The following is a 25,753-nucleotide window of genomic DNA, read 5'->3' on the forward strand; positions in this document are numbered from 1 at the left end:
GCACGCCGGAAGGATCAATCAGTCAATTCATGATTGTAGAAACGGGGTACTGAGTAACTACTGGGTAAGTCCATGGAGGTATTCCACAAGCCCCGGCGGGGCTGACGGGCGCAATGATAACACCGCCTGACGGTTTTAAACGTTAAAAAATCGCGGCTGAAACAAGTGCTTGCGAGACAAACTTGAGCGCCATCCTGATCCATAAAACTGCGACGACTTATCCTGAAAAGAAAACACACTGCCGCCTGAAAATGTAATGACTACCCTTGATGGAGACCGTCATGGAGGACGTCGAATGCCATCGATTGCTCGTTATTTACTTGCCGCCCTGCTCTGCCTGCCGCCCCAGGCGCTCGCCACGACCGTTCACCGGTGCGAAGCCGCCAATGGGCACATTACCTTCACGACCTTGAGTTGCACGGCTGGAGAAAGCCTCTCACTTCAGGACGTACACACGTTTTTGCCGGCCAGCGCGACGCCCCTGATGCCAGAAGCCGAGTTTCGCGAAACACCTGGTAAGAAATTCCAAAGGAGAGAGCCGACGATCGTTGGTCAGTCCGAGGGTAAATGTGGAGATCTGCTCAGCGCGAAAGAACGCCGCATAGCGATCATCAATCAGCGGGTCGTGGCCGGCATGAGTCAGCAGGACGTCGAAAGCGCTCTCGGCAAGCCAGACAAGATCAACACCCGCAATTCAGCCACAACCTATCGCTATGACAACAAGCGAGGGCGCAGTGCTCATATCGAGTTCGACGAGAAAGGTTGTACCAAAGGAAAAGCCAAATCGCAGACGGCAAAAAGCCCGCGTTAAACGCGGGCTTTTTGTTGTTTGGTGCACTCGACAGGATTCGAACCTGTGACCGCTCGGTTCGTAGCCGAGTACTCTATCCAGCTGAGCTACGAGTGCATTTGTGTTTTTATACCAGATCACAACTGGTTGAAGCCAAGTTATTCACATTACTGCAAACAACTCTTAAATGGTGCACTCGACAGGATTCGAACCTGTGACCGCTCGGTTCGTAGCCGAGTACTCTATCCAGCTGAGCTACGAGTGCATTTGTTGCCGCGCATTATAGGCCGTTGAATCTTTTTGTAAAGCGCTTTTTTCTAGTAATTTCAACAACTTACCGAAGAAGCCAGATTACAACGTACTACGCAAATAATGGCGGAGAACGGGGGATTCGAACCCCCGACACCCTTTTGAGGTGTACTCCCTTAGCAGGGGAGCGCCTTCGGCCACTCGGCCAGCTCTCCGCAACACGGGGCGTATCTTAACCAACCTTTTCCCCGTTTGCAAACATAAAAAACGATAAAAATTAATGGCTTGGTTCTTCGTCCTTCTCTTTCTTTATACGCAGGTAAATTTCTTCACGGTGCACAGCAACCTCTTTCGGGGCGTTGACACCGATACGCACTTGATTTCCTTTAACGCCGAGCACGGTCACAGTGATTTCGCCATCACCAATAATCAGGCTTTCTGCGCACCGACGAGTCAGAATCAGCATACCTTTCTCCTCACGCATTTCATTTCAGGGACAACAGTCTGCAAAAAAAAGGCATTCGACCTACAACCAGAACGATCGCAGCCCTACATGCCTGAGTATTGACTAGCGCGGGCAAAAGAACAGCTTTGGGCCGCGCCATTCAAAAAAACAAAGGGCGCGGTCAGACCGCGCCCTTCGGGAAACGCATTACTCGCCCTGTCGGGCCGGCGCATCCAGTTCGAAAGCCGTGTGCAGAGCGCGCACAGCCAGTTCCAGGTACTTCTCTTCGATCACCACGGATACTTTGATTTCCGACGTCGAGATCATCTGGATGTTGATGCTCTCTTTCGCCAGCGATTCGAACATACGGCTGGCCACGCCCGCATGGGAGCGCATGCCGACGCCGACGATCGAGACCTTGGCAATCTTGGTGTCGCCAATGACTTCACGGGCACCGATCTCGCGAGCAGTGTTTTCCAGCACGGTTTGCGCCGCCTGGAAGTCATTGCGGTGCACGGTGAAGGTGAAGTCGGTGGTGTTATCGTGCGCAACGTTTTGCACGATCATGTCGACTTCGATGTTCGCGGCACTGATCGGGCCGAGAATCTTGAACGCCACGCCCGGGGTGTCTGGCACGCCACGGATGGTCAGCTTGGCTTCATCGCGGTTGAAAGCGATGCCGGAAATGATCGGCTGTTCCATGGTTTCCTCTTCATCAATAGTAATGAGGGTGCCCGGACCCTCCTTGAAGCTGTGCAGTACGCGCAGCGGAACGTTGTACTTGCCGGCGAATTCCACCGCACGGATCTGCAACACCTTGGAACCGAGGCTGGCCATTTCCAGCATCTCTTCAAAGGTGATCTTGTCCAGACGCTGAGCCACGGACACTACACGCGGATCGGTGGTGTAGACGCCGTCGACGTCGGTGTAGATCTGGCATTCGTCAGCCTTCAGGGCTGCCGCCAGCGCCACGCCGGTGGTGTCGGAACCGCCACGACCGAGGGTGGTGATATTGCCGTGCTCGTCGACGCCCTGGAAACCGGCGACAACCACCACACGACCGGCCTTCAGGTCACCGCGAATCTTCTGGTCATCAATCTGCAAGATACGCGCTTTATTGTGCGCGCTATCCGTCAGAATCCGTACCTGGTTGCCGGTGTACGACACCGCTGGCACGCCACGCTTGATGAGCGCCATGGCCAACAGTGCAATCGTCACCTGCTCACCGGTGGAAACGATCACATCCAGTTCGCGAGGAACCGGCTGACTGTCGCCACTGATTTGCTTGGCCAGATCGATCAGACGGTTGGTTTCGCCGCTCATTGCAGACAGCACAACCACCAGGTCATCGCCCGCATCGCGGAATTTCTTAACCTTGTCGGCGACCTGCTCGATTCTCTCGACAGTGCCGACTGAGGTGCCTCCAAATTTCTGTACGATCAAAGCCATTTCAAAGCCGCCTCTGCCCATGAAGGGCGCCCAATAATCACTCAAACAGCGTTCTGGCCCGCCACTAGACCGCGGGCCAGGCACACTGCCTTATAAACCCTGCTCTACAAATGGAACAGTCAGGGCCAATGCGGCATCCAGTGCGCCAGCGTCAATACCACCGCCCTGCGCCATGTCTGGACGACCACCGCCCTTCCCGCCCACTGCCGCAGCAGCCTGCTTCATCAAATCACCGGCTTTGAGTTGGCCAGTCAGGTCTTTGGTCACGCCTGCAACCAGAACGACCTTTTCCTCATGGACACTGCCGAGCAGGATCACTGCGCGGCCGAGTTTGTTTTTCAGTTGATCGACCAGCGCCAGCAGCGCCTTGCCGTCCTGACCGTCCAGACGCACGGCCAGCACTTTCACGCCTTTGACGTCCAGGGCAGAAGCCGACAGATCGTCGCCCGCCGCACTGGCCGCCTTGGCTTGCAACTGCTCGAGTTGCTTCTCCAGCAGACGGTTGCGCTCCAGCACAGCCGACAGCTTGTCGATCAGGTTATCGCGGCTGCCCTTGACCAGGTTGGCCGCTTCCTTGAGTTGTTCTTCAGCCGCGTTCAAGTAAGCCAGCGCTGCTGCGCCGGTCACTGCCTCGATACGACGCACACCGGAGGCCACACCGCCTTCGCTGATGATTTTCAGCAGGCCGATGTCGCCGGTACGGTTGGCGTGAATACCGCCGCACAGCTCGACGGAGAAATCGCCCATGCTCAGCACGCGGACGCTGTCGCCGTACTTCTCGCCGAACAGCGCCATGGCGCCTTTCTGCTTGGCGGTTTCGATGTCGGTTTCTTCGGTTTCAACTTCAGAGTTCTTGCGAATCTCGGCGTTGACGATGTCTTCCAGCGCTTTCAGCTGTTCAGGCTTGATCGCTTCGAAGTGGCTGAAGTCAAAGCGTAGACGCTGACTGTCGACCAACGAGCCTTTCTGCTGAACGTGCTCGCCCAGTACCTGGCGCAATGCGGCGTGCAGCAAGTGAGTGGCGGAGTGGTTCAGCGAAGTCGCGTGACGCACTTCGGCATCGACATGAGTCTCCACCGGAGCACCCACGATCAGGCTGCCAGATGCCAACACACCGTGATGCAGGAACGCACCACCGGTCTTGGTTGTGTCACGCACGTCAAAACGCGAAGCACCAGCCTGCAGGAAGCCGCAGTCACCGATCTGACCGCCCGACTCAGCATAGAATGGGGTCTGATTGAGAACGACCACGCCCTCTTCGCCTTCGCTCAGTACGTCAACCGATTGCCCTTCTTTATAGAGCGCAACGATTTTGGCGGAACCACTATGAGCGGTGTAACCGGTGAACTCAGTGGCCACATCAACCTTGACCAGGCTGTTGTAGTCCATGCCGAAGGAGCTGGCAGAGCGAGCACGGACGCGCTGGGCTTCCATTTCGCGCTCGAAGCCTTCTTCGTCGATGGTCAGGCTGCGCTCGCGAGCGATGTCGCCGGTCAGGTCCATCGGGAAGCCGTAAGTGTCGTAGAGCTTGAACACCACATCGCCCGGCACCACGTCGCCTTTGAGTTCGGCCAGATCCTGCTCGAGGATCTTCAGGCCTTGCTCCAGGGTCTTGGCGAATTGCTCTTCTTCGGCTTTCAGGACGCGCTCGATGTGCGCCTGTTGGGATTTCAGCTCAGGGAATGCTTCACCCATTTCGGCGGCCAGGGCCGCAACGATCTGGTAGAAGAAACTGCCCTTGGCGCCCAGTTTGTTGCCGTGACGGCAAGCGCGACGAATGATCCGGCGCAGCACATAACCGCGACCTTCGTTGGACGGCAGCACGCCATCGGCAATCAGGAAGCCGCACGAACGAATGTGGTCAGCCACGACTTTCAGCGAAGCCTGAGCGTCGTTGGTGCAACCGATGGCTTTGGCCGATGCGGTCAGCAGGCTCTGGAACAGGTCGATTTCATAGTTCGAGTGTACGTGCTGCAGCACGGCACTGATCCGCTCCAGGCCCATGCCGGTGTCCACCGACGGCGCTGGCAACGGGTGCAACACGCCATCGGCGGTGCGGTTGAACTGCATGAACACGTTGTTCCAGATCTCGATGTAACGGTCGCCGTCTTCTTCCGGCGAGCCCGGTGGGCCACCCCAGATGTCGGCGCCGTGATCATAGAAAATCTCGGTGCAAGGACCGCACGGGCCGGTATCGCCCATGGTCCAGAAGTTATCGGACGCGTACGGCGCGCCTTTGTTGTCGCCGATGCGAACCATGCGCTCGGCTGGCACGCCGATGTCTTTGGTCCAGATGTCGTACGCCTCGTCATCGCTGGCGTAGACGGTGACCCAGAGCTTTTCTTTCGGCAGGTTCAGCCACTTCTCGGAGGTCAGGAAGTTCCAGGCGTAGGTGATGGCGTCACGCTTGAAATAATCACCGAAGCTGAAGTTACCCAGCATTTCGAAGAAGGTGTGGTGGCGGGCGGTATAACCGACGTTTTCCAGGTCGTTGTGCTTGCCGCCGGCGCGCACGCATTTCTGGCTGCTTACAGCGCGGGTGTACGCGCGCTTTTCCTGGCCCAGAAAGCAGTCCTTGAACTGGTTCATCCCCGCGTTAGTGAACAGCAGGGTTGGGTCGTTGCCCGGAATCAAAGAGCTGGAGGCTACACGGGTGTGGCCTTGCTCTTCGAAGAAGCGAAGGAAGGCTTCACGGATTTCTGCGCTTTTCATTAGGTTCTTCCACGGAGGCTGCGGCCAAAGGCCTGTGCGAAACGTCAACAGACGAAGCGACGGCAAAGGGCCGCATTATATCGGCGTTAGTGACTAGGTACAGTGTGTTTGTACGATACAAACAGTCAATTGGACGGCTAACACGCTCAGTTGTGAGAAAAGTCGGCAAATGTGGCGACGACTTGCTCGATTTGCGCACGAGTGACGTCCATGTGCGTGACCATTCGCAGACGACCGGCAGCGCTGAGTTTGATCCCGCGTGTCGCCGCGAAGGCCTTGATCGCTTCGGCCTTTTCGCCCATCTGCACGTAAACCATATTGGTCTGCACCGGCTCGACCTCATAGCCCGCCGCACGCAGGCCTTCGGCCAGCATTTGTGCGTTGGCATGATCATCTGCCAGGCGCTGAATATTGTTATCCAGCGCATAAAGCCCTGCCGCGGCGAGAATCCCGGCCTGGCGCATGCCGCCGCCGACCATCTTGCGCAGACGTCGCGCCTTGGCAATCAACTCGACCGAGCCGCATAGCACCGAACCAATCGGCGCGCCCAGGCCTTTGGACAGGCAGACCGAAACCGAATCGAAATGCTGAGTGATCTCCCGGGCGTCGACACCCAACTTGACCGCCGCGTTGTAGAGCCGCGCGCCATCCAGATGCAGCGCCAGGCCGTTTTCATGAGTGAAACGGCGTGCCCGGGCCAGATACTCCAGCGGCAGAACCTTGCCCTGCATGGTGTTTTCCAGCGCCAGCAAACGGGTGCGGGCGAAGTGGAAGTCATCCGGCTTGATCGCGGCGGCGACCTGCCCCAGGTCCAGCGAACCGTCGGCCTGCACTTCCAGCGGCTGCGGCTGGATCGAGCCGAGCACTGCCGCGCCACCACCTTCGTACTTATAGGTGTGAGCCTGTTGTCCGACAATGTATTCGTCACCGCGATCGCAGTGGGCCATCAGGCCCAGCAAGTTGCTCATGGTGCCCGTCGGGACAAACAGCGCCTCGGCAAAACCCAACTGATTTGCAAGCTCGGCTTCCAGTCGGTTGACCGTCGGATCTTCGCCATAAACGTCGTCACCGGTGGCCGCATTGGCCATCGCGTCGAGCATCCCTGCGGTCGGTTGGGTGACGGTGTCGCTGCGAAGATCGATAACGCTCATGAATCTGGCCTCGGTAAGCAGGGAAAATCCCTTTTGGATTGGAATTACTGCGGTCATGTCGGCGAATAATCAAGCCTTGTTCCAGGAAAAGGCTGGTTATGCCAACGAAAAAGTCGATAACAATCATCAGATAGCAGCAATGCACAGGTGAGAAATATGTGTTAAAAACGCTTCGCCGCCAAACAATCTGGCGGCAAAACGTTCTCAGGGCGGGGTGCAACTCCCCACCGGCGGTAATTGCGCGCAATGCGCATAGCCCGCGAGCGCTTGGCGACAGGCACGGCAATGGCTGTGATGGCGGCAAGGTCAGCAGACCCGGTGTGATCCCGGGGCCGACGGTCATAGTCCGGATGAAGAGAGAACGGGATTGGCGCCGCCTAGGCTCTATACCAAAGCGCCGTCCGCAGGCATTTGTGCCTGCGTACCCTTAAATCCCATTCGATTCATAACGCCCTGTTTTTCACACAAACAGGAGTCAGAACATGCAACCCACCGCAATCGATAGCAAAAGCAAAAACCATCAGGGCGAGCGCGTCGCGTTCATCCAGGCCTGCTGGCACAAGGAAATCGTCGATCAGAGCCGTAAAGGCTTCGTCGCCGAAATGATTGCTCAGGGTTATCAGGAGTCAGACATCGATTTCTTCGAAGTCGGCGGCGCCTTTGAAATTCCGCTGCACGCCAAACTGCTGGCCAAGTCAGGCCGCTATGCCGGCATCGTCGCGGCGGGCCTGGTGGTCGACGGCGGCATCTATCGCCACGAATTCGTCGCCCAGTCGGTAATCAGCGGCCTGATGCAGGTTCAGCTGGAAACTGAAGTGCCAGTGTTCTCGGTGGTTTTGACCCCGCACCACTTCCATGCCGGCGAAGAACATCAGAAGTTCTTCTTCGAGCATTTCGTGCATAAAGGTCAGGAAGCGGCGAAGACTTGCGCGGATACGCTGCACAAGACTCGCGCATTGCGTCGCAGTGAGCCACGCGCGGTAGCGGTTTAAACACAAAACCTGTGGGAGCGGGCTTACCCGCGATAGCAGTGTGTCAGTCACCCTATTATCGACAGACAGTCCGTTATCGCGGGCAAGCCCGCTCCCACAAGGATTTATGTCGAGCCAAAGATCATAGTCAGGCCAGGTTTTCGTCGGTGGTCGGCACGATCAGGATGCCGGCGCGCAGGCCGTTCTTGACCCTGGGGTTCGGGAAGATGATCCGGGCGCCCTTCTCTTCGATGACCCAGCGGGTATTGGCGATATCCTCGGCCAGCACATAACCCACTTTCAACTCCGAAAAGTTTTCGATATCTGCCGGCAGGTTCAGGCGGAAGCTATCGCTGTGCTTGATGACTTCCCGCGCAACGCTGAACAACTGCAAGCCATCCAGCCCTTCGTCGGTCATTGGCGGCTCTGTGCCTGAGATGATCTGCTTCAGGCGGGTTTCAAGAAGGTCGACGTTGACCCCATCGTTCTGCCCGAACGGCCGGGCCTTGCCCAGTTCCAGGGTGAAGGACTCGGCATCGAGCTTGTCGTAGGTGTAGGAGCTGAAGACGATGGAGGGTTTGTTCTGCAGCAGCACTGCTTCCATGCCGGCGGCGCGCAAGCGAGCCAGTTCCTGGCGTGAATGCTGACGACCTTCTTTCCAGGGATACAGGGCGAACTGCTCGATTTTCGAGCCACGGATCGCCGTGTGCAGGTCGTAATGCAGGCGATTGCGGTCCGGCAGGCTGAAGAAAGTCGCCGCCAGCCGCTCCAGTTCACAAGCGCGTAACGCCTCGGAACCGCTGGTTTGTTCGTGACGGCCGTTGAACAGCCGATTGACGTCCTGCTCGATAAAACGCTCGCCGCGGCGGATGGCCTCGGGGTTGCCGAACAGAAACAGAATACGTGCACACGGCTTCAAGTCACCGCGAGCGATATCATGCAACAGACGATCGAGCAGCTCGATCGGCGCTGTTTCGTTGCCATGGATGCCGGCCGAGAGCAGCAGGTCCAGGCCATTGTCGCGGGCTTCAGGTGGCCGGACTTCCAGCGCACCTTCGCTCAACCAGCGCATCCGCACGCCTTCGACAGTCAGTTGAGTCTTCTCCGCCGGTTCGCGGCCGGCGAGGGTCAGTTCAAGCAGTTTGCCGAGGGCGAGCATAGAGCGGTTTCCTTAGTGGTCGTGATTGCAATCCGGGCCGTGTACGTGGTCCTCATCATCACCGACTTCAGCCGGTTCCATTTCCAGTTGCAGACTTACCAGATTAGTCGCCAATGGGCGCAGCAGCAGGTTTGCGTATTCAGCGTCACCTTCTTCGACGTCTACGCCGATCAGCAACTGGCCGCGGCCGTCCTGCTGGATCCACAGCTCTTTGCCTTGCCACATGACCGCGACGCGGGTGCAGGAAGTTTCCAGTTGCGTGCCGTCGGTGTCTTCAAGGATCAGCTGCAGGGTATCGCTCATGTGTTTTACGCTCTCGACGTTCAATTGATCTGGAATGGATAAACCGCGCCCAGTTTAAGGATTTGCGTCAGTTCATCCAGTGCCGTCCGGCACTCAAGCAGCAATTGCGGGTCCGCGAGATCGTTTTCGGTCATGCGGTCGCGGTAGTGCTTGTCGACCCATTCGGTCAACGTGCCGTACAACGGTGCCGTCATGATAACCCCTTGGTTGACGGCCGCCAGTTCGGTTTCGTTAAGTGCGACGCGTAACCGCAGGCAAGCCGGGCCACCGCCGTTCTGCATGCTCTGCTTGAGATCGAAAACTTTCACTTCGCGGATCAGGCCGCCAGAGCTCGTCAGGCCTTGCAGGTACTGCCAGACACGCTCGTTGCCACGGCATTCTTCCGGCACGATCAATAGCATGGAGCCGTCAGGACGCGACAGCAGCTGGCTATTGAACAGGTAGGAACGAACGGCGTCTTCTACGGTGACCGCGGAACGCGGTACGCAGATCGACTGAAATTTCCCACCGGTTTTTGCGAGTTTGCCGTGCAGTTCAGCGAGCATCTGCTCGGTGTCGAGGAAGGCATCCTCGTGATAGAACAGCACCTCGCCGTTACCCACCGCGATCACGTCGTTGTGGAACACACCCTGATCGATCACCGAAGGGTTCTGCTGGGCATAGACCACGCCGTCATCGCTCAGACCGTGCAGACGCGCGACCGCCTGGGACGCTTCGAGGGTCTGGCGCGCCGGATATTTCTGCGGCGACGGGTAACGGGTGTCGAACGCGCTGCGGCCGAACACGAAAAACTCGACGCCTGCCTCACCGTAGTCACGGCAGAAACGGGTGTGGTTGGCCGCGCCTTCGTCACCGAACTGCGCCACGGCCGGCAAAGCGGTGTGGTGAGCGAAGTGCTTCTGATCGGCGAACATCGCCCCCAGTACACGGCTAGTGGTCGGGTGTTCGATGCTGCGGTGGTATTTGCAGTTCAGGTTGGCGGCGGTGAAATGCACGCGGCCATCCGCGGTGTCGGCGCTCGGGCTGACCGTGGCGGCGTTGGCCACCCACATGCTCGACGCCGAGCAACTGGCAACCAGCAGCGGCATGGCATCTTTGGCGGCGCGCTCGATCACCTGAGCATCGGTACCGCTGAAACCCAGGCGGCGCAGTGCGGCTACGTCCGGACGTTCTTGTGGCGCCAAAACGCCTTGCTGAAAGCCCATCTCCATCAGTGCTTTCATCTTCGCCAGGCCTTGCAGCGCGGCTTCCTTCGGGTTCGAAGACTGCTGGCTGTTGCTCTGGGACGCGACGTTGCCGTAAGACAGGCCGCCGTAGTTATGGGTCGGCCCCACTAGACCGTCAAAATTGACTTCATAGGATTTCATCAGCGAGGCTCCACGAGAATCTGTTGTTATAGGCATCAGTAACTAACTGTTCAGTGCGACCAAGTCGCGGCCATCGCGGGCAAGCCCGTTCCCACAGGTTCGGAGGTGTTCACAAATTTTGTGTTCCTCTCAATCACTGTGGGAGCGGGCTTGCCCGCAATTGGCGTTAAGCCATCTTCACGCCAGGCGTCAAAGCAGCAGGCAACACCAAGTTCGGGGTTTCCAGCGAGGCCACCGGGTACGCGCAGTAATCTGCGGCGTAGTAGGCGCTGGCGCGATGGTTACCCGATGCGCCGACACCGCCGAATGGCGCGCTGCTCGCCGCACCGGTCAGCTGCTTGTTCCAGTTGACGATACCGGCCCGGCTTTCCAGCCAGAACTGCTGATAACGCGCTTCGGAATCCGACAGCAGACCGGCCGCCAGGCCATAGTCAGTGTCGTTGGCTTCAGCGATCGCCGCTTCAAAATCAGCGTAGCGGATCACTTGCAGCAGCGGACCGAACAGTTCTTCGTCCGGGCGATCGGCAACCGCCGTCACGTCCAGAATACCCGGGGTCAGCAAGGCTGCCTGGGCCTGAGGCTGAGTCATTTCCAACAGCGCCACTGCGCCATTGGCCAGCAGATGTTCTTGCGCATCCATCAGCGCTTTCGCAGCGCCGAGGGAAATCACCGAGCCCATGAACGGCGCCGGTTGCTGGTCGAACGCACCGACTTCAATCGTCGAGCTGACCGCTACCAGACGCGCCAACAACGTGTCGCCCCAAGCGCCTTGCGGCACCAGCAAGCGGCGGGCACAGGTGCAACGCTGACCGGCAGAAATGAATGCCGACTGAATGATGGTGTAAACAGCGGCATCGAGGTCCGCGACCTGATCCACCACCAGCGGGTTATTGCCGCCCATTTCCAGCGCGAGGATCTTGTCTGGACGACCGGCAAACTGCTGGTGCAGGTGATTACCGGTACGGCTGGAACCGGTGAAGAACAGACCGTCGATGCCCGGGTTCGCCGCCAGGGCGATACCGGTTTCGCGAGCGCCTTGCAGCAGGTTCAGCACACCGGCCGGCAGACCGGCTTCGATCCAGCACTTGACCGTCAGCTCGGCAACTTTCGGGGTCAGCTCACTCGGCTTGAACAGCACACTGTTACCGGCCAGCAACGCCGGCACAATGTGACCGTTCGGCAAATGGCCGGGGAAGTTGTAAGGACCAAACACTGCCACCACACCGTGGGGTTTGTGGCGCAACACCGCAGTGGCGTCGCCCAACGGGCCGCTCTTCTCGCCGGTACGTTCGCGGTAGCTCTGCACCGAGATGGCAATCTTGTTGACCATGCTGGTGACTTCAGTCGCCGCTTCCCACAGGGGTTTACCGGTTTCTTCGCCGATGGTGCGAGCGAGCTCGTCAGCGTGATTCTTCAGCGCAGCGGCAAAGGCTTCCAGCACGCTGATGCGTTCTTCCAGGGTACGGCGAGCCCAGCCCGGGAACGCCTGACGCGCAGCTTGCACAGCCGACTCGACCTGACCGGCCGTGGCGCCTTCGCCAGCCCACAGCACTTGCTGGGTCACCGGGTTTACCGATTGAAAGCTTTCACCCTGACCAGCCAGCCATTCACCGGCGATGTATAGCGAATTCATTATTTCGACTCCCGAGCAGCAGACAACGGAACGGCGCGCACTTGATCGCCGGCGTTGAGTTGAAGACGTTTGGCAGTCAGCGGATCGACCACCAAAGTGCCGGCGGCGAAGCGTGCTGGCGCGGCAGTGATCCGGCAGTCTTCGCGCTTGCGGTTATGAATCAGGAACGGCGTGGCATCGTCACCCGGAGTGCCGATGGCCAGCACCAGCGCCTGGCTGTCGCGTACTGCGCGGATCTTGGTGGTTTCGCATTCCACCGCAGGGCCGGCATCGAAGATGTCGACGTAGCCTTGGTAGCTGAAGCCTTCGCTCTTGAGCATCGACAGCGCCGGCTCGGTGTCCGGGTGAACCTGGCCGATCACGTTGCGCGCATCTGGCGACAGGAAGCAGGTGTACAGCGGGAATTTCGGCATCAGTTCGGCGATGAACGCCTTGTTGCCCACGCCGGTGAGGTAATCAGCCTGGCTGAATTCCATCTTGAAGAAGTGCCGACCCAGGCTTTCCCAGAACGGCGAACGCCCGGCGTCATCGGACACACCGCGCATTTCGGCGATGATCTTGTTGCCGAACAGTTGCGGAAACTCAGCGATGAACAGCATCCGCGCCTTGGCCAGCATGCGACCGTTGAGGCCAGTGCGGAAATCGGCGTGCAGGAACAGCGAGCACAACTCGGAATTGCCGGTCAGATCGTTGGCCAGGAACAGCGTCGGAATTTCGCGATAGATGTTCAGCTCTTGCGAGGCGCTGACGGTCAGGCCTACGCGGAAGTTGTACCAAGGCTCACGCAGGCCGACGGCGCCGGCAATGGCGGAAATACCCACCACGCGGCCGTTGTCGTCTTCGAGCACGAACAGGTAATCCGCATCGCCCCGCCCGGCTTCGCCGCGGAAGGTCTTCTCGGCCCAGCCGACCCGATGGGCCAGACGCTCTTCGTTGGCCGGCAAGGTGGTCAGGCCGGTGCCGGTGCTGCGGGCCAGGTCGATCAGAGCGGGTAAATCGCTGCTGCGTACGGGACGAACGATCATGCTATCTCCTCAAACGGGCCGCTTGAGCCACCCGTGAAACTCGCTGCTTTACTCAGCATTCACTCTTTTAGGCATAGCAGCAGGCGTTAAACCGCCACCAGGCGCACGCTGGCACCTTCACCGACACCCAAGGCTTCGGCGGCTTCCAGATCCAGGGTCACAGGCTTGCCCGGCGCGTAATCGAGCTCAAGCAAAACGGCGCGGTAATCCTGCAACTGGGCATTGGCCACCAGATATTGACGACCGGCGCCCTTGACCGGCTCACCGATTTTCACCGGGACTACACGGCTCTGGGCGATCGAACGGATCCCCGAGACGCGGGCGTGCAGGGTTGGGCCGCCGTCGAAAATGTCGATGTAATGATCGGTCTCGAAGCCTTCGCGCATCAGGATGTCGAAGGTGATCTGCGCCCGTGGGTGCACCTGGCCCATCGCCTCTTGAGCAGAATCCGGCAGCAACGGCACGTAGATCGGGTAATGCGGCATCAGCTCGGCCAGGAACGTGCGGCTTTTCAGGCCACACAAACGCTCGGCAGCGGCGTAGTTGAGGTCGAAGAAGTTGCGACCGATGGCATCCCAGAACGGTGAGTCGCCATTTTCGTCGCTGTAACCGACGATCTCGGTCACCACCGAATCGGCAAAGCGTTCCGGGTGGCTGGCCACGAACAACAGGCGACCACGGGAATTGAGCTCAGCCCAAGGCGAACCCACCAACTCGCGCTGCACGTAGAAACTGGTCAGCAGACTGTTGCCGGTCAGGTCGTGGCACTGCGAGAGCACGTGGATCTTGTTGTGAATCTTCAGCTCGCGGGAGGCGTGGACGAAGGTTTCATTACGGAAACTGTAGAACGGCTCGGAATAACCGGCCGATGCCACGATTGCCGAACAGCCGGCCAGCTTGCCGGTGGCCGTATCTTCGAGGACGAAGAAATAGCTCTCTTCACCGTTGAAGCTGACTTCGGCAGCGAACGAGGCTTCGCTTGCGGCGATCTTGTCGCTCAGGCGTTCAACGTCATCCGGCAAGGAAGTGACACCAATCGGGCTGTCCGCAGCCAGACGCTGTACCTCGCCCAGATCAGCCATTTGCGCGGGGCGCATCACCAGCATGGTGTCACTCCTTTCTCGAAAAAATTCATTAGAAAAATGCCCGGCTCATGTGGGAGCGGGCTTGCCCGCGATCGCGTCCTGTCAGATAACAATGAAGTCGGCTGTCAGGCCCTCATCGCGGGCAAGCCCGCTCCCACATTGACTGTGCCCGGCACATAAAAATTGGTTCGACGCCTGAACAGTTCAGGCGTCGAAGGGACTATCAGGCTTGCGTCAGTTTCGCCGCTGCGCGTTCGAAACGGTCGAGACCGGCATCGATATCGGCGTCTTCAACCACCAGGCTTGGCGCGAAACGAATCACGTCCGGGCCGGCTTGCAGAATCATCAGGCCTTCACGCTCGGCGGCGTTGAAGATGTCTTTGGCCTTGCCTTTCCAGGCATCGTTCAGCACGCAACCGAGCAGCAGGCCCAGACCGCGGACTTCAGTGAAGAGGCCGTACTTCTCGCCGATCTGCTCAAGACGGGTCTTGAACTTGTCGTGCTTGGCATTGACGCCGCTCAGCACTTCAGGCGTGTTGATCACATCGATCACCGCTTCAGCGACAGCGCACGCCAGCGGGTTGCCGCCATACGTGGTGCCGTGGGTGCCGACGACCAGGTGTTTGGCCAGGTCTTCGGTGGTCAGCATCGCTGCAATCGGGAAACCGCCGCCCAGGCTCTTGGCGCTGGTCAGGATGTCCGGGGTCACGCCGTAATGCTGATAGGCGAACAGCTTGCCGCTGCGGCCCATGCCAGTCTGAACTTCGTCGAAAACCAGCAGCGCGTTATGCGCATCGCACAGTTCACGAGCACCTTGCAGGTAAGACAGCTCGGCCGGCAGTACGCCGCCTTCGCCCTGGATCGGCTCCAGAACCACCGCACACGTCTTGTCGGAAACAGCGGCTTTCAGCGCAGCCAGATCGTTGTAAGGCACGTGGGTGATGCCAGTGATCTTCGGACCGAAGCCGTCGGAGTACTTCGACTGGCCACCGACGTTCACGGTGAACAAGGTACGGCCGTGGAAGCTGTTGAGCGCGGCAATGATTTCGTACTTCTCGGTACCGAAACGGTCATGGGCCACGCGACGGGCCAGCTTGAAGGCGGCCTCGTTGGCTTCGGCGCCAGAGTTGCAGAAGAACACGCGCTCGGCAAAAGTGGCGTCGACCAGCTTATGGGCCAGGCGCAAGGCCGGCTCATTGGTGAACACGTTGGATACGTGCCACAGCTTGTTCGCTTGCTCGGTCAATGCAGCGACCAGCGCCGGATGCGCATGGCCCAATACGTTAACGGCAATCCCGCCGGCGAAGTCGATCAGCTCGCGGCCAGACTGGTCCCAAACACGGGAACCGGCACCACGCACAGGAATGAAAGCGGCTGGCGCGTAGTTGGGAACCATTACCTGGTCAAAATCGGCGCGTTCTACCGCAGCGTGCTCAACGGACATCGGAGTCTCCTGAAGAGGAACACTCGCCTGAAACTGGCGAGCGATGGGGGGATTGTAAGGACAGTTTTCAGCCCGGCCTTGCCGCCAAGCGACAACTTCTTATAGCGCGAACACAGGTTTTGCCCGGGTTTACGGCAATGCGACAAATAGCGTCGCAAAGGCGCAGTTTAAACTGCCTGCAGGGTTTGCGGCAGGTTGCGAGGATCTTACTCATCCGGATTTTGCGGTGGCGGTATATATGTACCGCACGTCGCTGGCGCTCATGGTGTTTTCTGAAGCCTTCTTAACGCCAACGGCAACCTTCATGAGCCTTATTAACGAAAATCCGGACGCTATCGATCTCGATCCGATGCCCCCCTTCAGCAGGGACACCCATTACCAGCATCTGGTGAGCGTCATCCCCCACTGGCTGACGCAGGCGACTCCGCAAAAGCGTGAAGCCTTGAGCAAGGCCAAGCCTCGCCTGCCGGCCGGCCTCAACAACGCGTCCCGCAGCCAGCACGCCGAATTACGCACACTCAATGCCTTGCACTGGCAGGCACAGAACCGCGTCGATCAGTCCCTGGCCAAGGTGAAAAATGCCAAGGACTTTGCCGAACCATTGCTGGTTGCAGCGCTGAAGAAGCGCTTCGGCCTGGAGCTGGACGTCCACCAAACCTTTTTGCGTCTTTATATTCCCGCCCATATCCCGTGGCTACGGCTGAAATCGGGCGCGGCGCGCATCTGGACGGTGTCGCTGCTGGATGCCGCGCTGCACAACTTCGAAAGCAGCGAAACTGAGGACAACGCCTTTGAGCCCGCCTCGACCTACATCAGCGCGCCCTCCTCTGCAGGGCATTTCAATGAACTGCCGCACGTCCTGCTAAAAATGCCCATCACGGCATTCACCCAACTGTGCCGGGAACTGGATATTGGCGAACACCACAAAACCCACCTCGAAGAAAACCTGGGCATCAGCAATCCGGCGGTCGCGGCGACCCTGCAACCCAGCGTCCGCGACAGCCAGAAAACGGCCCTCACCACCGCCCTGCAAATGGCCTACATGCAAAACCAGCTTGGCGGCGATGTCCATCGCCTGATCCTTGGCTTACTCGACGGCCTGCAACATTTACGTCTGCGCGGACAGGCATGGGGCTGTCATGAACTGACAATAATGAACGCACGCCTGACTGGCATCGTGGTGTTTTCCCCGAATCTGGAACGTGAGCGTGAAGTGGCCCGAGTGGTGGCCTATATCCCCGATGATCCCGAACACCCGATCAAGGAATATGCCTCCTCCGGCGCATTCGCCCAGGAGTTGACCCGGCGTTTGCGCAGTCCTGACTATCAACAGTTCTTCAGCCGCTTTATCGATCATGAGGATCGCGGGCACTTCTTCGCTCAGTTAAGCGACCGACTTGCTCCCATCACCTGGCAACCGGTTCAACCTGGCGACCCACGCCCCACCTGGAGAGAACAACCAAGCCAGCGCACCAACCTGCAAATGACGGCGACGCTGATCAAAGGCGATCTGTGGGTCCATCTCTATCAACGCAAACTCGACAAGATCCTCAACGATGCCCGAGTCATCGCGGTATCCACGGCGACGGTCGATCAGAAAGTCCGCTGGGCATTATGGGACTCCTTCACGGAAATCGCTTCGGCACTGCTAAACATCGCAGCCTTTGTCGCCCTGCCATTCGTGCCGCTCCTTGGCGAACTGATGCTGGCTTACATGGCGTACCAGTTACTGGACGAAACCTTCGAAAGCATTGTCGACTGGGCAGAAGGTCAGACGAGCGAAGCCTTCGAGCATTTCATGGGCGTGGTTGAGTCGGCCGTGCAACTGGGCACCTTTGCTGTCGGCGGCGTCGTGGCAGCGGCCGAGTTTCGCGCCGTGTTGCCGCGAGAAATCGTTCAGTTCATCGACCGCTTCCATTCGGTCAAAACGCCCCAGGGTGAAAGCCGCTACTGGAAGCCGGATCTGAGCACCTATGAACAGACCGGCACACTTCCTCAGGCTGCCAGACCCGATGAAATCGGGCTGTACCGTCACGACGGCAAAACCCTGTTGTCGCTGGACAATAAATCCTACGCCGTCAGCCAGGACACCGTGACCGGTGAGCACCGCATCGATCACCCGAGCCGTCCTGAAGCCTATAAGCCCGTACTCAAACACAATGGTGCCGGTGCCTGGCAGACCGAAATCGACCAGCCGTTGAGCTGGGATCAAGCCACCGTGCTGCGTCGCCTCGGTCCTGATATGGAACGGTTCGCACCCTCGGTGCGTGAACGAATACTGCAGATCAGCGGCTGCCACGAAAACGCTTTACGCAAGATGCATGTGAATACCAGTCAGATGCCTGCGCTGTTCGCCGACACACTGAAGCGGTTCAAGATCGATCAGGACATCCAGACCTTCATCGAGTTGATCGGCAGCGAACAACCGACCGACTACCTGAAAGCTGACCTCATCACGCAACTGGAACTGCTCTGCGACAACAATTACTGGCCGGCCGAAAAAGGGCTGCGCCTGGTCGACAGCAAAGCACAAACTCTCTGGGAGCGCGGTGCCGACGGCCAACCTGTGGTGCAGATCAGTCAGGCGCACCTCAGCAACGGCGATTTGATCAAAACGCTATTGCTGAACCTGGGAGAAACCGAAACCAGAACGCTTATGGGCGAACATTTCGGCACGCCGTCCCCCAGTTTGGACACCCGCGCCCGCACGTTGCGCCGGACCTTGGCAACGCTCGCCGAGAGCAAGCGAGAAACCCTGTTCGACAATCGATACCGCCGACTCGATCGCGCTACCTCTGGACTCACGCAAAAACTCATCGACGCCGAACACGGTTTGCCGAGCAGCGTGGCAGAAGCACTGCTGCAAACCGCCAGCGATCAAGAGCTGCAACAACTTGGACGCGGTATCTTGCCCAAACGCCTCGAACAGCTCACCCGTGAAGCCCAATTGCAAGTCAGGATCACCCGGGCTTATGAAGGCCTGGAGATTCCCTCAAGCGCCAACAACCCCGACACCGATCGACTGGCCCTGCACACCTTGCAGCGACTGCCAGGCTGGTCGGGACAAATACGCTTGGAAATCCGTGAATACGCCCATGGCGGACGCCTGCTCGACAGTGTCGGCAATGCCGATGCGCCGAGCCGCAAAGTGCTCGTTCTAAATGCGGATGGCAGTTATCAGGCCTTTGACGATGCCGGTCTTGAGCTCAGCGGCGCGAGCACGTTCTATCTGGATCTATTGCAGGCGCTGCCGGACAGCGAGCGCTCGGCACTCGGCATCCACATTGGCGAAGGTGAAAAACTCAAACGGCTGATTCGCACCCATGCCCTGAATCGCGAGGAACTGCACTCAGTCCTGGTGCAACACCCAATCCTGAAACCCACCTACGATCCTACCGTCATGCGTTTGCTCGGTGGCACGGAGGGCTATCATCGCGGCGTGTTCAGTGCGCCAACTTTACAGGCCTACGCCCATGAACTATTCCCGCACTTGTCACGCGAGGAACTGCAAGCCTTTGTCGAACGCTTGCAACGGCACCCGACCGGCCCACGGGCAGAGCTGACCCGGCTCATGGCCGAACGCGCCCGACTCAGCAATGCCCTGCAACTCTGGCGCAACGAAATCCCACTGTTCATGCCGGATACCCAGATCAGAATCACCCCTGAACAATTCAGCATTCAGCAGCGAAATCGCCGATTACTGGCAGACGAATTACTCGATTGCTGGCGACAACAAGCCACACCGCTCCATGGTGAGGCCCCTCTGGTCGAATTCCGTTTTTCCCAACCAATACTGGGTGAATTTCCGGTACTCGGCGAGGGCTTCAGTCACGTGACAAGCCTGTCGCTGGACGGCCATAGCGCCACACGCGGGATGCATGATTTTTTGCGAGGATACTCAGGCTTGCGTCGCCTGGCCTTGCGCGGCTTCAGGCTGAATCAGCTTCCGCAAGCCATTGTGCAATCGCCGAACCTCACCGAACTGATTCTCAGCGACTGCGCCATCACCCTCACACCAGAGAGCCACGCCACCCTGTCAACGCTGAACAAACTGGTGGTTCTGGATCTGTACAAAAACCCGCTGGGGTTCAACCCCACTGTCGAGAACATGCCGCAGCTAAGCTACATCGACGTATCGGACACCGGCATTTCCGGCCTCCCTCCCGGTTTGCTGACGCGCCCACACCTTCGAACTGCCCTGCTCAATGACAATCACATCCAGGAACTGCCCACCGCGCTTTTCGATCTCCCCACTGCCACCAGCGAGGGCGTCGACCTGGGCGGTAACCCGCTTTCGGCCGCCACTCGCGAACGCATAAAAATCCATTTCGGCCGTACGCGTCAGGGCTTCGCCGTGTTTGCCGAACAGGCTGATATCAATCGGGTGCAGGCGCTGTACCCAGGCATGGACCAGGAAGAAGCCAGTGAGTTTATCTATCTGCAGCCTGGGACATTGGCCGACGGCAAAATGGCGATCACACGCCTGGAAACCGAATTCAACACCCTCAACAACGACCTGTCAGCCTGGACAGCAGACGTCCCGGCGGTGCACCCGGTGAGCGGAGTCCCTTTCACCGCGCAAGAGTTGCTCAGCGAACATTCGATCAGGGATGAATTCAAACGGATTGTGGAACATTGCTGGCGCCGGCAAACCAATCTGGACGATTTCAATCAGCAACTTCAACCCACCTACGAGCTGAGCCTGCCCACCATTATTATCGGTAACTTGCCGGCGCTGCGGGCCGACTTCAGTCACGTCTCGCTGCTGTATTTACACAGCGTTGATGGACTGACCTCAGGGGCCGAGCGTTTTCTGGAGAGCTTTCCCCGTCTCAAGGGGCTGACCATTCGTAACTACCGGCAGCAGAATTTCCCCGAGCCGATTTCCAGGATGGGCGATTTGACCGCATTGTCGATGACCGATTGCCAACTCACCCTGACGGCGCAAAGTGCACTGGAACTGGCACAAATGGAGCGGCTTGATTATCTGGACCTGAGCGACAACCCGCTGGGTGCCACGCCAGACGTGAGCCAGATGCCTCGTCTCACGACCCTGTTGCTGAACAATACCGGCATCACTGAATTGCCGCCGGGCCTGTTGCGACTCAAATCCCTGGACACCGTGGATCTGAGTGAAAACGCGATCACCCACATACCCGCCGATATTCTGGAATTGCCGCGGGACGTCAGTGAGAGCATCAATCTGAGGGGCAATCCACTGTCAGAGGAAAGCGTACAAACGCTGATCAATTATTTCAGACTGACAGGCGTCGATTTCGGCGTCGATGCGGTCATTGATCAAGCGGAAATGGAGGTGTCGTCGTCCGAAGGCTCTGACGTCGATGAGTGATCGACGCCAGACTTAACGACGGATCAACCGCGTTCGGACGGCACCGACGACAACTCGAACGGGCTGCTGCTGCGCCGCTGGTTGCGATCTTCCCGCGGCGTGGCGCCAAAGAAGTTGCGGTAGGCACTGGAGAAATGCGGCCCCGAAGAAAAGCCACACGACAGGCCGATCTGGATGATCGACTTGCTGGTTTGCATCAACATCTGCCGGGCCTTGTTCAGGCGCAATTCCAGGTAGTACTGGCTCGGCACACGGTTGAGGTATTGCTTGAAAATCCGCTCCAGCTGCCGACGCGATACGCACACATGCTGGGCAATTTCGTCGGTGGTCAGCGGCTCTTCGATGTTGGCTTCCATCAGCAACACCGCTTGGGTGAGCTTCGGATGACTTGAGCCCAAGCGGTTCTGCAACGGAATGCGTTGGCGCTCGCCGCCTTCACGGATGCGTTCGACCACCAGTTCTTCCGACACCGCACCGGCCAGTTCGGCGCCGTGATCACGGGCCAGTACTGCCAGCAGCAAATCGAGCACCGACATGCCGCCGCATGCAGTGAGGCGATCGCGATCCCAGTCAAACAGATGACTGGTGGCAATCACCTTCGGGAAACGCTCGGCGAAATCGTCCTGCCAGCGCCAATGCACGGCAGCGCGGTAACCGTCGAGCAAACCCAACTGCGCCAACGGGTAAACACCGGCAGACAAACCGCCGATCACACAACCGGCTCGCACCAGTTGTTTCAGCCCACTGCTGAGCGCTGGCGCAAGTGAGGTCGGCGGCTCGTCGGCGAGCAGGAACAGTTTCTGGAAGTTTTCGAGCTTGCCGGCCCAAGGCTCACCCGGCAATTGCCAGGCACCTTCGATCGGCGGTTCGGCCTGCAAAAACGACAGTTCGTAAACAACGTCCGGGTGCACACGCTGGGCAACACGCAAGGCCTCCTCAGCCAGCGCAAGCGTCAGAGCTTTAGTGCTGGGCCAAATCAGGAAACCAATTCGATGGGCAGTCATGGCGGGCAATCCGAAACGAAAACAGTGATGAAGGCATGGGCCAAGGCTAGCCCGTAATTGAACACAAATTTCAAAACCGACAAAAATCAAATGTGGGAGCTGGCTTGCCTGCGATGACGGTGGGCCAGATTGCATCTCTGACACAGACGCACCGCCATCGCAGGCAAGCCAGCTCCCACAGGGGATCGAGGCCAGCCTCTAGATTGCGAAGCATGCACTATCCAGGTGCACAACGGCAGTCCTGATTATTTCAAGCTGCCGGACAAAAATTGTTGCAAACGTTCAGACTGCGGATTGACCAGCACTTCGCGCGGGTTGCCGCTTTCTTCGACGACGCCTTTGTGCAGGAACACCAGCTGGTTCGACACTTCACGGGCAAAGCCCATTTCGTGCGTCACCACCACCATGGTCCGGCCTTCCTGCGCCAGGGCCTGCATGACTTTCAGCACGTCACCGACCAATTCAGGGTCGAGGGCCGAGGTCGGTTCGTCGAACAACATCACCTCAGGTTCCATCGCCAGCGCACGGGCAATCGCCACACGCTGCTGCTCACCGCCGGACATGTGGCCAGGGTAAGCGTCTTTGCGATGAGCAACACCGACCTTGTTCAGGTAGTGCTCGGCCTTTTCGCGGGCTTCGGTCTTGGACATGCCGAGCACGTGGACCGGCGCTTCCATGATGTTTTCCATCGCGGTCATGTGCGACCACAGGTTGAAATGCTGGAACACCATCGACAGGCGCGAACGCATGCGTTGCAGCTGTTTCGGATCGGCTGCTTTCAGCGCGCCGTCCTTGTTGGCGACCAGTTTCAGCTCTTCATTGTTGAGCAGAATCTTGCCGGCGTGCGGCTGCTCGAGCAGGTTGATGCAGCGCAGGAAAGTACTTTTGCCGGAGCCACTGGAGCCGATGATGCTGATCACATCGCCAGCCGCCGCTTTCAGGGACACGCCCTTGAGCACTTCGTGACTGCCATAGCGTTTATGCAGGTCTTGGACTTCAAGTTTGTACATGCGGTCGGTTCTCACAAAAACAGTCAGTCAGTCGTTGAGCAAGCGCCCGTGACGCAGCGCTTCGCGCCCCGCCACCTTGGCCAGCCAGAAACCGGGTTGGGCATAACGCAGCCGTTCAATGGCAAACAGCACCCCGGACGTACCAGCACACACCGTGCTGACCCGATCCGATAACGGATCGATCACTTCAAAAATCTCGTCGCCCGCTTCAACCCACTCACCGGGTTTACGCAGGAAACTCACCACGCCAGGATGCGGCGCGAACAGCAATTCGGTGCCTTCGAACGGCATGCCTTCGCAAGCCTCTTGCGCAGGCTTTGGCCACTCACCGCTGATCAAGCCCTGTTCAGCGAGGAACGCCAGAATGCCTTCGGCGTAAGCCTGCGCCTCTGGGCGACCGGTATCGGATTGGCCGCCCAACTCGATGGTCGTCGCCAAGCAGGCCAGTGGAATCTGGGCATCCGGAAACAGACGCGACAGACGCAGCCATGGCAGCGAACACGCTTCATCAAAGGAGCTGCCGCCGGAATCTTCCGCCAGCAGGCCGACCTTGACGTTCAAGTGTGCAGCCAGTGAACGCCAATGCGGCCAGTGTTGCGGCAAGGCATACATGTGCAGCGCCGCTTCGCAATCGCAATGCAAATCCAGCACCACGTCGGCATTGCAAGCATGGCTGAGCAAGATGCGCTGCATGCCTTGCAACTGACTCTCGGCAGGCGGCAACGCGGCCAGCACATCGCTCATGGTTTCACGGATCAAACGGATATTGGCGTGAGGATCGTCACCCAGGTGCCCTTGGAGCTCAGCGGCAACGGGCTCGCTCAGTTCGACGAAATCCCGGTTGAAGTTCTTGCCGCTGCCGGCTTCGAAACGCCCTTGATGGTTACCCTGAAGCAGTTGACCGAGGCCCAGTGGATTGGCCACCGGTACCAGTTCAATTACACCGTTCAGCAAGCCTTGGGCTTCGAGTTCGGTCAGGCGCTTTTTCAGCTCCCAGGCGGTACGCATTCCCGGCAGTTCATCGGCGTGCAGGCTGGCCTGGATGTAGGCCTTGCGCTCGCCAGCACCGAAGCGGAACACCGAAATCCGGCGTTCGCAGCCCAGGTGGCTCCACGGCAATGCATGATCGATGCGTTCCATGTCAGTGCTTCCGCGGGGCCAGATAGCCCAGCCAGCGGTGCTCGGCCATTTTGAACAGGCGCACCAGAATGAACGTCAGGCACAGGTAGAACACGCCGGCGGTGATGTAGGCTTCGAACGGCAAGTAGAACTGAGCGTTGACCGTGCGCGCGGCACCGGTGATGTCGATCAGGGTCACGATGGACGCCAGACTGGTGGTCTGCAGCATCATGATCACTTCGTTGCTGTACTGCGGCAGTGCCCGGCGTAGGGCCGATGGCAGCAGGATCCGCTTATACATTTTGACCCGAGACATGCCCATGGCCTTGGCCGCTTCGATCTCGCCGTTCGGCGTGGCGCGCAGGCTGCCGGCGATGATTTCAGCGGTGTAAGCGCTGGTGTTGATGGCGAAGGCCAGGCACGCACAGAACGTGGCGCTGGACAGCCATGGCCAAAGGAAGCTTTCACGTACCGCTGCGAACTGCGCCAGACCGTAGTAGATCAAAAACAGCTGCACCAGCATCGGCGTGCCGCGGATCACGTAGGTGAACAGCCAGGCACTCATGTTGACGACCGGCTGCTTGGAGACGCGCATCAGCCCCAGCGGCAATGCCGCCAGCAGACCGAAAAACAGCGACAGCGCGAGCAATTTAAGGGTGGTCACCAGGCCGCCGAAGTACAGCGGCAAGGCCTCCCAAATGACGTTGTAGTCGAAGATCATAGATCAGCCGCCCTTACGCCTACCGAGTAGCGCTTCTCAAGGTGACGCAATGCCAGCAACGAGACACTGGTGATCACCAGGTACATCGCCGCCACTGCGAGGAAGAAGGTGAAAGGCTCGCGGGTAGCGTCTGCCGCCTGCTTGGCCTTGAACATCATGTCTTGCAGACCGACCACCGAAATCAGCGCGGTCGCCTTGGTCAATACCAGCCAGTTGTTGGTGAAACCCGGAATCGCCAGACGAATCATCTGCGGCACCAACACCCGGAAGAACACCTGAAAACTGCTCATGCCGTACGCCATGCCGGCTTCTGCCTGCCCCTTCGGGATTGCCATGAAGGCGCCACGGAAGGTTTCCGACAGGTACGCACCGAAGATGAAGCCCAGGGTGCCGATACCGGCGGCCAATGGGTTCAGGTCGATGTAGTCGTCATAGCCGAGCATCGGCGCGACGCGGTTGAGCAGGTCTTGGCCGCCGTAGAAAATCAGCAGGATCAGCACCAGATCGGGAATACCGCGGATCACCGTGGAATACAGGTCGCCCAGCCAGGCCAGCCAGCGTATTGGGGATAGACGCAGCGCAACGCCGATCAGCCCCAGAACGATGGCCAGGGCCATGGACGACAAGGCGAGCTGAAGCGTCAGCCATGCGCCATCGAGGATGACAGCCCCGTAGCCTTTCAACATGATTCAGGTCCTCGAAAGTTGGGATGAAAAAATGGCGCAAACCTCAGAGATCCTGCTGCTTGCGCCATTTCGGACTTGTT

Annotated in this window: 20 protein-coding genes, 3 tRNA genes and 1 riboswitch; of the genes, 4 read left to right on the forward strand and 19 right to left on the reverse strand. The window is 58.8% G+C overall.

Annotation, left to right across the window (positions count from 1 at the left end):
• Nucleotides 1–295 precede the first annotated feature (295 nt).
• Nucleotides 296–811 (forward strand): hypothetical protein, encoded by a 516-nt coding sequence (locus JFU11_RS02685; RefSeq protein ID WP_201059670.1) that lies wholly within the window; start codon nt 296–298, stop codon nt 809–811.
• A gap of 19 nt (nt 812–830) precedes the next feature.
• Here the strand turns inward: JFU11_RS02685 and JFU11_RS02690 are convergent.
• The 7 genes from JFU11_RS02690 to ltaE all read right to left on the reverse strand — a co-directional run bounded on the left by JFU11_RS02690 (nt 831) and on the right by ltaE (nt 6,796).
• Nucleotides 831–907, reverse strand: a tRNA-Arg gene (locus JFU11_RS02690).
• 71 nt (nt 908–978) lie between these two features.
• Nucleotides 979–1,055: transfer RNA gene (locus JFU11_RS02695), tRNA-Arg, on the reverse strand.
• A gap of 108 nt (nt 1,056–1,163) precedes the next feature.
• Nucleotides 1,164–1,254 (reverse strand) — tRNA-Ser (locus JFU11_RS02700).
• A 62-nt stretch (nt 1,255–1,316) separates the two neighbouring features.
• Nucleotides 1,317–1,505, reverse strand: a complete 189-nt coding sequence (gene csrA, locus JFU11_RS02705; protein ID WP_002554426.1) for a carbon storage regulator CsrA — start codon at nt 1,503–1,505, stop codon at nt 1,317–1,319.
• A gap of 186 nt (nt 1,506–1,691) precedes the next feature.
• Nucleotides 1,692–2,933, reverse strand: coding sequence for an aspartate kinase (locus tag JFU11_RS02710; protein WP_123721864.1), 1,242 nt, complete (start codon nt 2,931–2,933; stop codon nt 1,692–1,694).
• A gap of 90 nt (nt 2,934–3,023) precedes the next feature.
• On the reverse strand, nt 3,024–5,645 hold the full coding sequence (gene alaS, locus JFU11_RS02715; RefSeq protein ID WP_201059672.1) for an alanine--tRNA ligase: 2,622 nt from the start codon (nt 5,643–5,645) through the stop codon (nt 3,024–3,026).
• Between the two features lie 146 nt (nt 5,646–5,791).
• A complete protein-coding gene (gene ltaE / locus JFU11_RS02720) occupies nt 5,792–6,796 on the reverse strand; it encodes a low-specificity L-threonine aldolase (RefSeq protein ID WP_123721866.1) in 1,005 nt (334 codons plus the stop codon).
• Between ltaE and JFU11_RS02725 the strand changes: the two genes are divergently transcribed.
• A complete protein-coding gene (locus JFU11_RS02725; RefSeq protein ID WP_187326461.1) occupies nt 6,795–6,947 on the forward strand; it encodes a hypothetical protein in 153 nt (50 codons plus the stop codon). The two genes, ltaE and JFU11_RS02725, sit on opposite strands and share 2 nt — an antisense overlap.
• 45 nt (nt 6,948–6,992) lie before the next feature.
• Nucleotides 6,993–7,163, forward strand: a riboswitch (FMN riboswitch).
• 115 nt (nt 7,164–7,278) lie between these two features.
• On the forward strand, nt 7,279–7,788 hold the full coding sequence (locus JFU11_RS02730) for a 6,7-dimethyl-8-ribityllumazine synthase (RefSeq protein WP_019582888.1): 510 nt from the start codon (nt 7,279–7,281) through the stop codon (nt 7,786–7,788).
• A gap of 127 nt (nt 7,789–7,915) precedes the next feature.
• On the opposite strand, the gene astE is transcribed toward JFU11_RS02730, so the two are convergent.
• The 7 genes from astE to JFU11_RS02765 form a co-directional block, all read right to left on the reverse strand.
• Nucleotides 7,916–8,926, reverse strand: a complete 1,011-nt coding sequence (gene astE / locus JFU11_RS02735; RefSeq protein WP_201059674.1) for a succinylglutamate desuccinylase — start codon at nt 8,924–8,926, stop codon at nt 7,916–7,918.
• Nucleotides 8,927–8,938: 12 nt separating this feature from the next.
• Entirely contained in the window at nt 8,939–9,229 is a 291-nt protein-coding gene (locus JFU11_RS02740; RefSeq protein WP_030131779.1) for a hypothetical protein, read from the reverse strand.
• Nucleotides 9,230–9,249: 20 nt separating this feature from the next.
• Entirely contained in the window at nt 9,250–10,596 is a 1,347-nt protein-coding gene (astB, locus tag JFU11_RS02745; RefSeq protein ID WP_201059676.1) for an N-succinylarginine dihydrolase, read from the reverse strand.
• Between the two features lie 166 nt (nt 10,597–10,762).
• The gene (astD, locus tag JFU11_RS02750; RefSeq protein ID WP_187326465.1) at nt 10,763–12,232 is read right to left on the reverse strand and encodes a succinylglutamate-semialdehyde dehydrogenase; all 1,470 of its coding nucleotides are present in this window, start codon (nt 12,230–12,232) and stop codon (nt 10,763–10,765) included.
• Nucleotides 12,229–13,254: an arginine N-succinyltransferase gene (gene astA / locus JFU11_RS02755; RefSeq protein WP_095051595.1), complete on the reverse strand. Its 1,026-nt coding sequence runs from the start codon at nt 13,252–13,254 to the stop codon at nt 12,229–12,231. Before astA ends, astD begins: the two co-directional genes overlap by 4 nt.
• Nucleotides 13,255–13,340: 86 nt before the next feature.
• A complete protein-coding gene (aruF, locus tag JFU11_RS02760; RefSeq protein WP_030131775.1) occupies nt 13,341–14,360 on the reverse strand; it encodes an arginine/ornithine succinyltransferase subunit alpha in 1,020 nt (339 codons plus the stop codon).
• 202 nt (nt 14,361–14,562) lie between these two features.
• On the reverse strand, nt 14,563–15,783 hold the full coding sequence (locus JFU11_RS02765) for an aspartate aminotransferase family protein (RefSeq protein ID WP_201059678.1): 1,221 nt from the start codon (nt 15,781–15,783) through the stop codon (nt 14,563–14,565).
• 304 nt (nt 15,784–16,087) lie between these two features.
• On the opposite strand from JFU11_RS02765, the gene JFU11_RS02770 reads away from it, so the two are divergent.
• A complete protein-coding gene (locus tag JFU11_RS02770) occupies nt 16,088–21,133 on the forward strand; it encodes a leucine-rich repeat domain-containing protein (RefSeq protein WP_201059679.1) in 5,046 nt (1,681 codons plus the stop codon).
• Nucleotides 21,134–21,156: 23 nt separating this feature from the next.
• Here the strand turns inward: JFU11_RS02770 and argR are convergent, their stop codons facing one another.
• The 5 genes from argR to JFU11_RS02795 form a co-directional block, all read right to left on the reverse strand.
• The gene (gene argR / locus JFU11_RS02775) at nt 21,157–22,137 is read right to left on the reverse strand and encodes a transcriptional regulator ArgR (protein ID WP_201059682.1); all 981 of its coding nucleotides are present in this window, start codon (nt 22,135–22,137) and stop codon (nt 21,157–21,159) included.
• A 245-nt stretch (nt 22,138–22,382) separates the two neighbouring features.
• A complete protein-coding gene (locus JFU11_RS02780; protein ID WP_007904680.1) occupies nt 22,383–23,147 on the reverse strand; it encodes an ATP-binding cassette domain-containing protein in 765 nt (254 codons plus the stop codon).
• A 27-nt stretch (nt 23,148–23,174) separates the two neighbouring features.
• Nucleotides 23,175–24,287, reverse strand: coding sequence for a M14 family metallopeptidase (locus tag JFU11_RS02785; RefSeq protein WP_123721872.1), 1,113 nt, complete (start codon nt 24,285–24,287; stop codon nt 23,175–23,177).
• 1 nt (nt 24,288) lies between these two features.
• A complete protein-coding gene (locus JFU11_RS02790; protein WP_201059684.1) occupies nt 24,289–24,987 on the reverse strand; it encodes an ABC transporter permease in 699 nt (232 codons plus the stop codon).
• Nucleotides 24,984–25,673: an ABC transporter permease gene (locus JFU11_RS02795; protein ID WP_201059686.1), complete on the reverse strand. Its 690-nt coding sequence runs from the start codon at nt 25,671–25,673 to the stop codon at nt 24,984–24,986. Before JFU11_RS02795 ends, JFU11_RS02790 begins: the two co-directional genes overlap by 4 nt.
• Nucleotides 25,674–25,753 lie beyond the last annotated feature (80 nt).

It is taken from the genome of Pseudomonas sp. TH37 (assembly GCF_016650735.1).
GTDB classification, from domain to species: Bacteria; Pseudomonadota; Gammaproteobacteria; order Pseudomonadales; family Pseudomonadaceae; genus Aquipseudomonas; species Aquipseudomonas farris.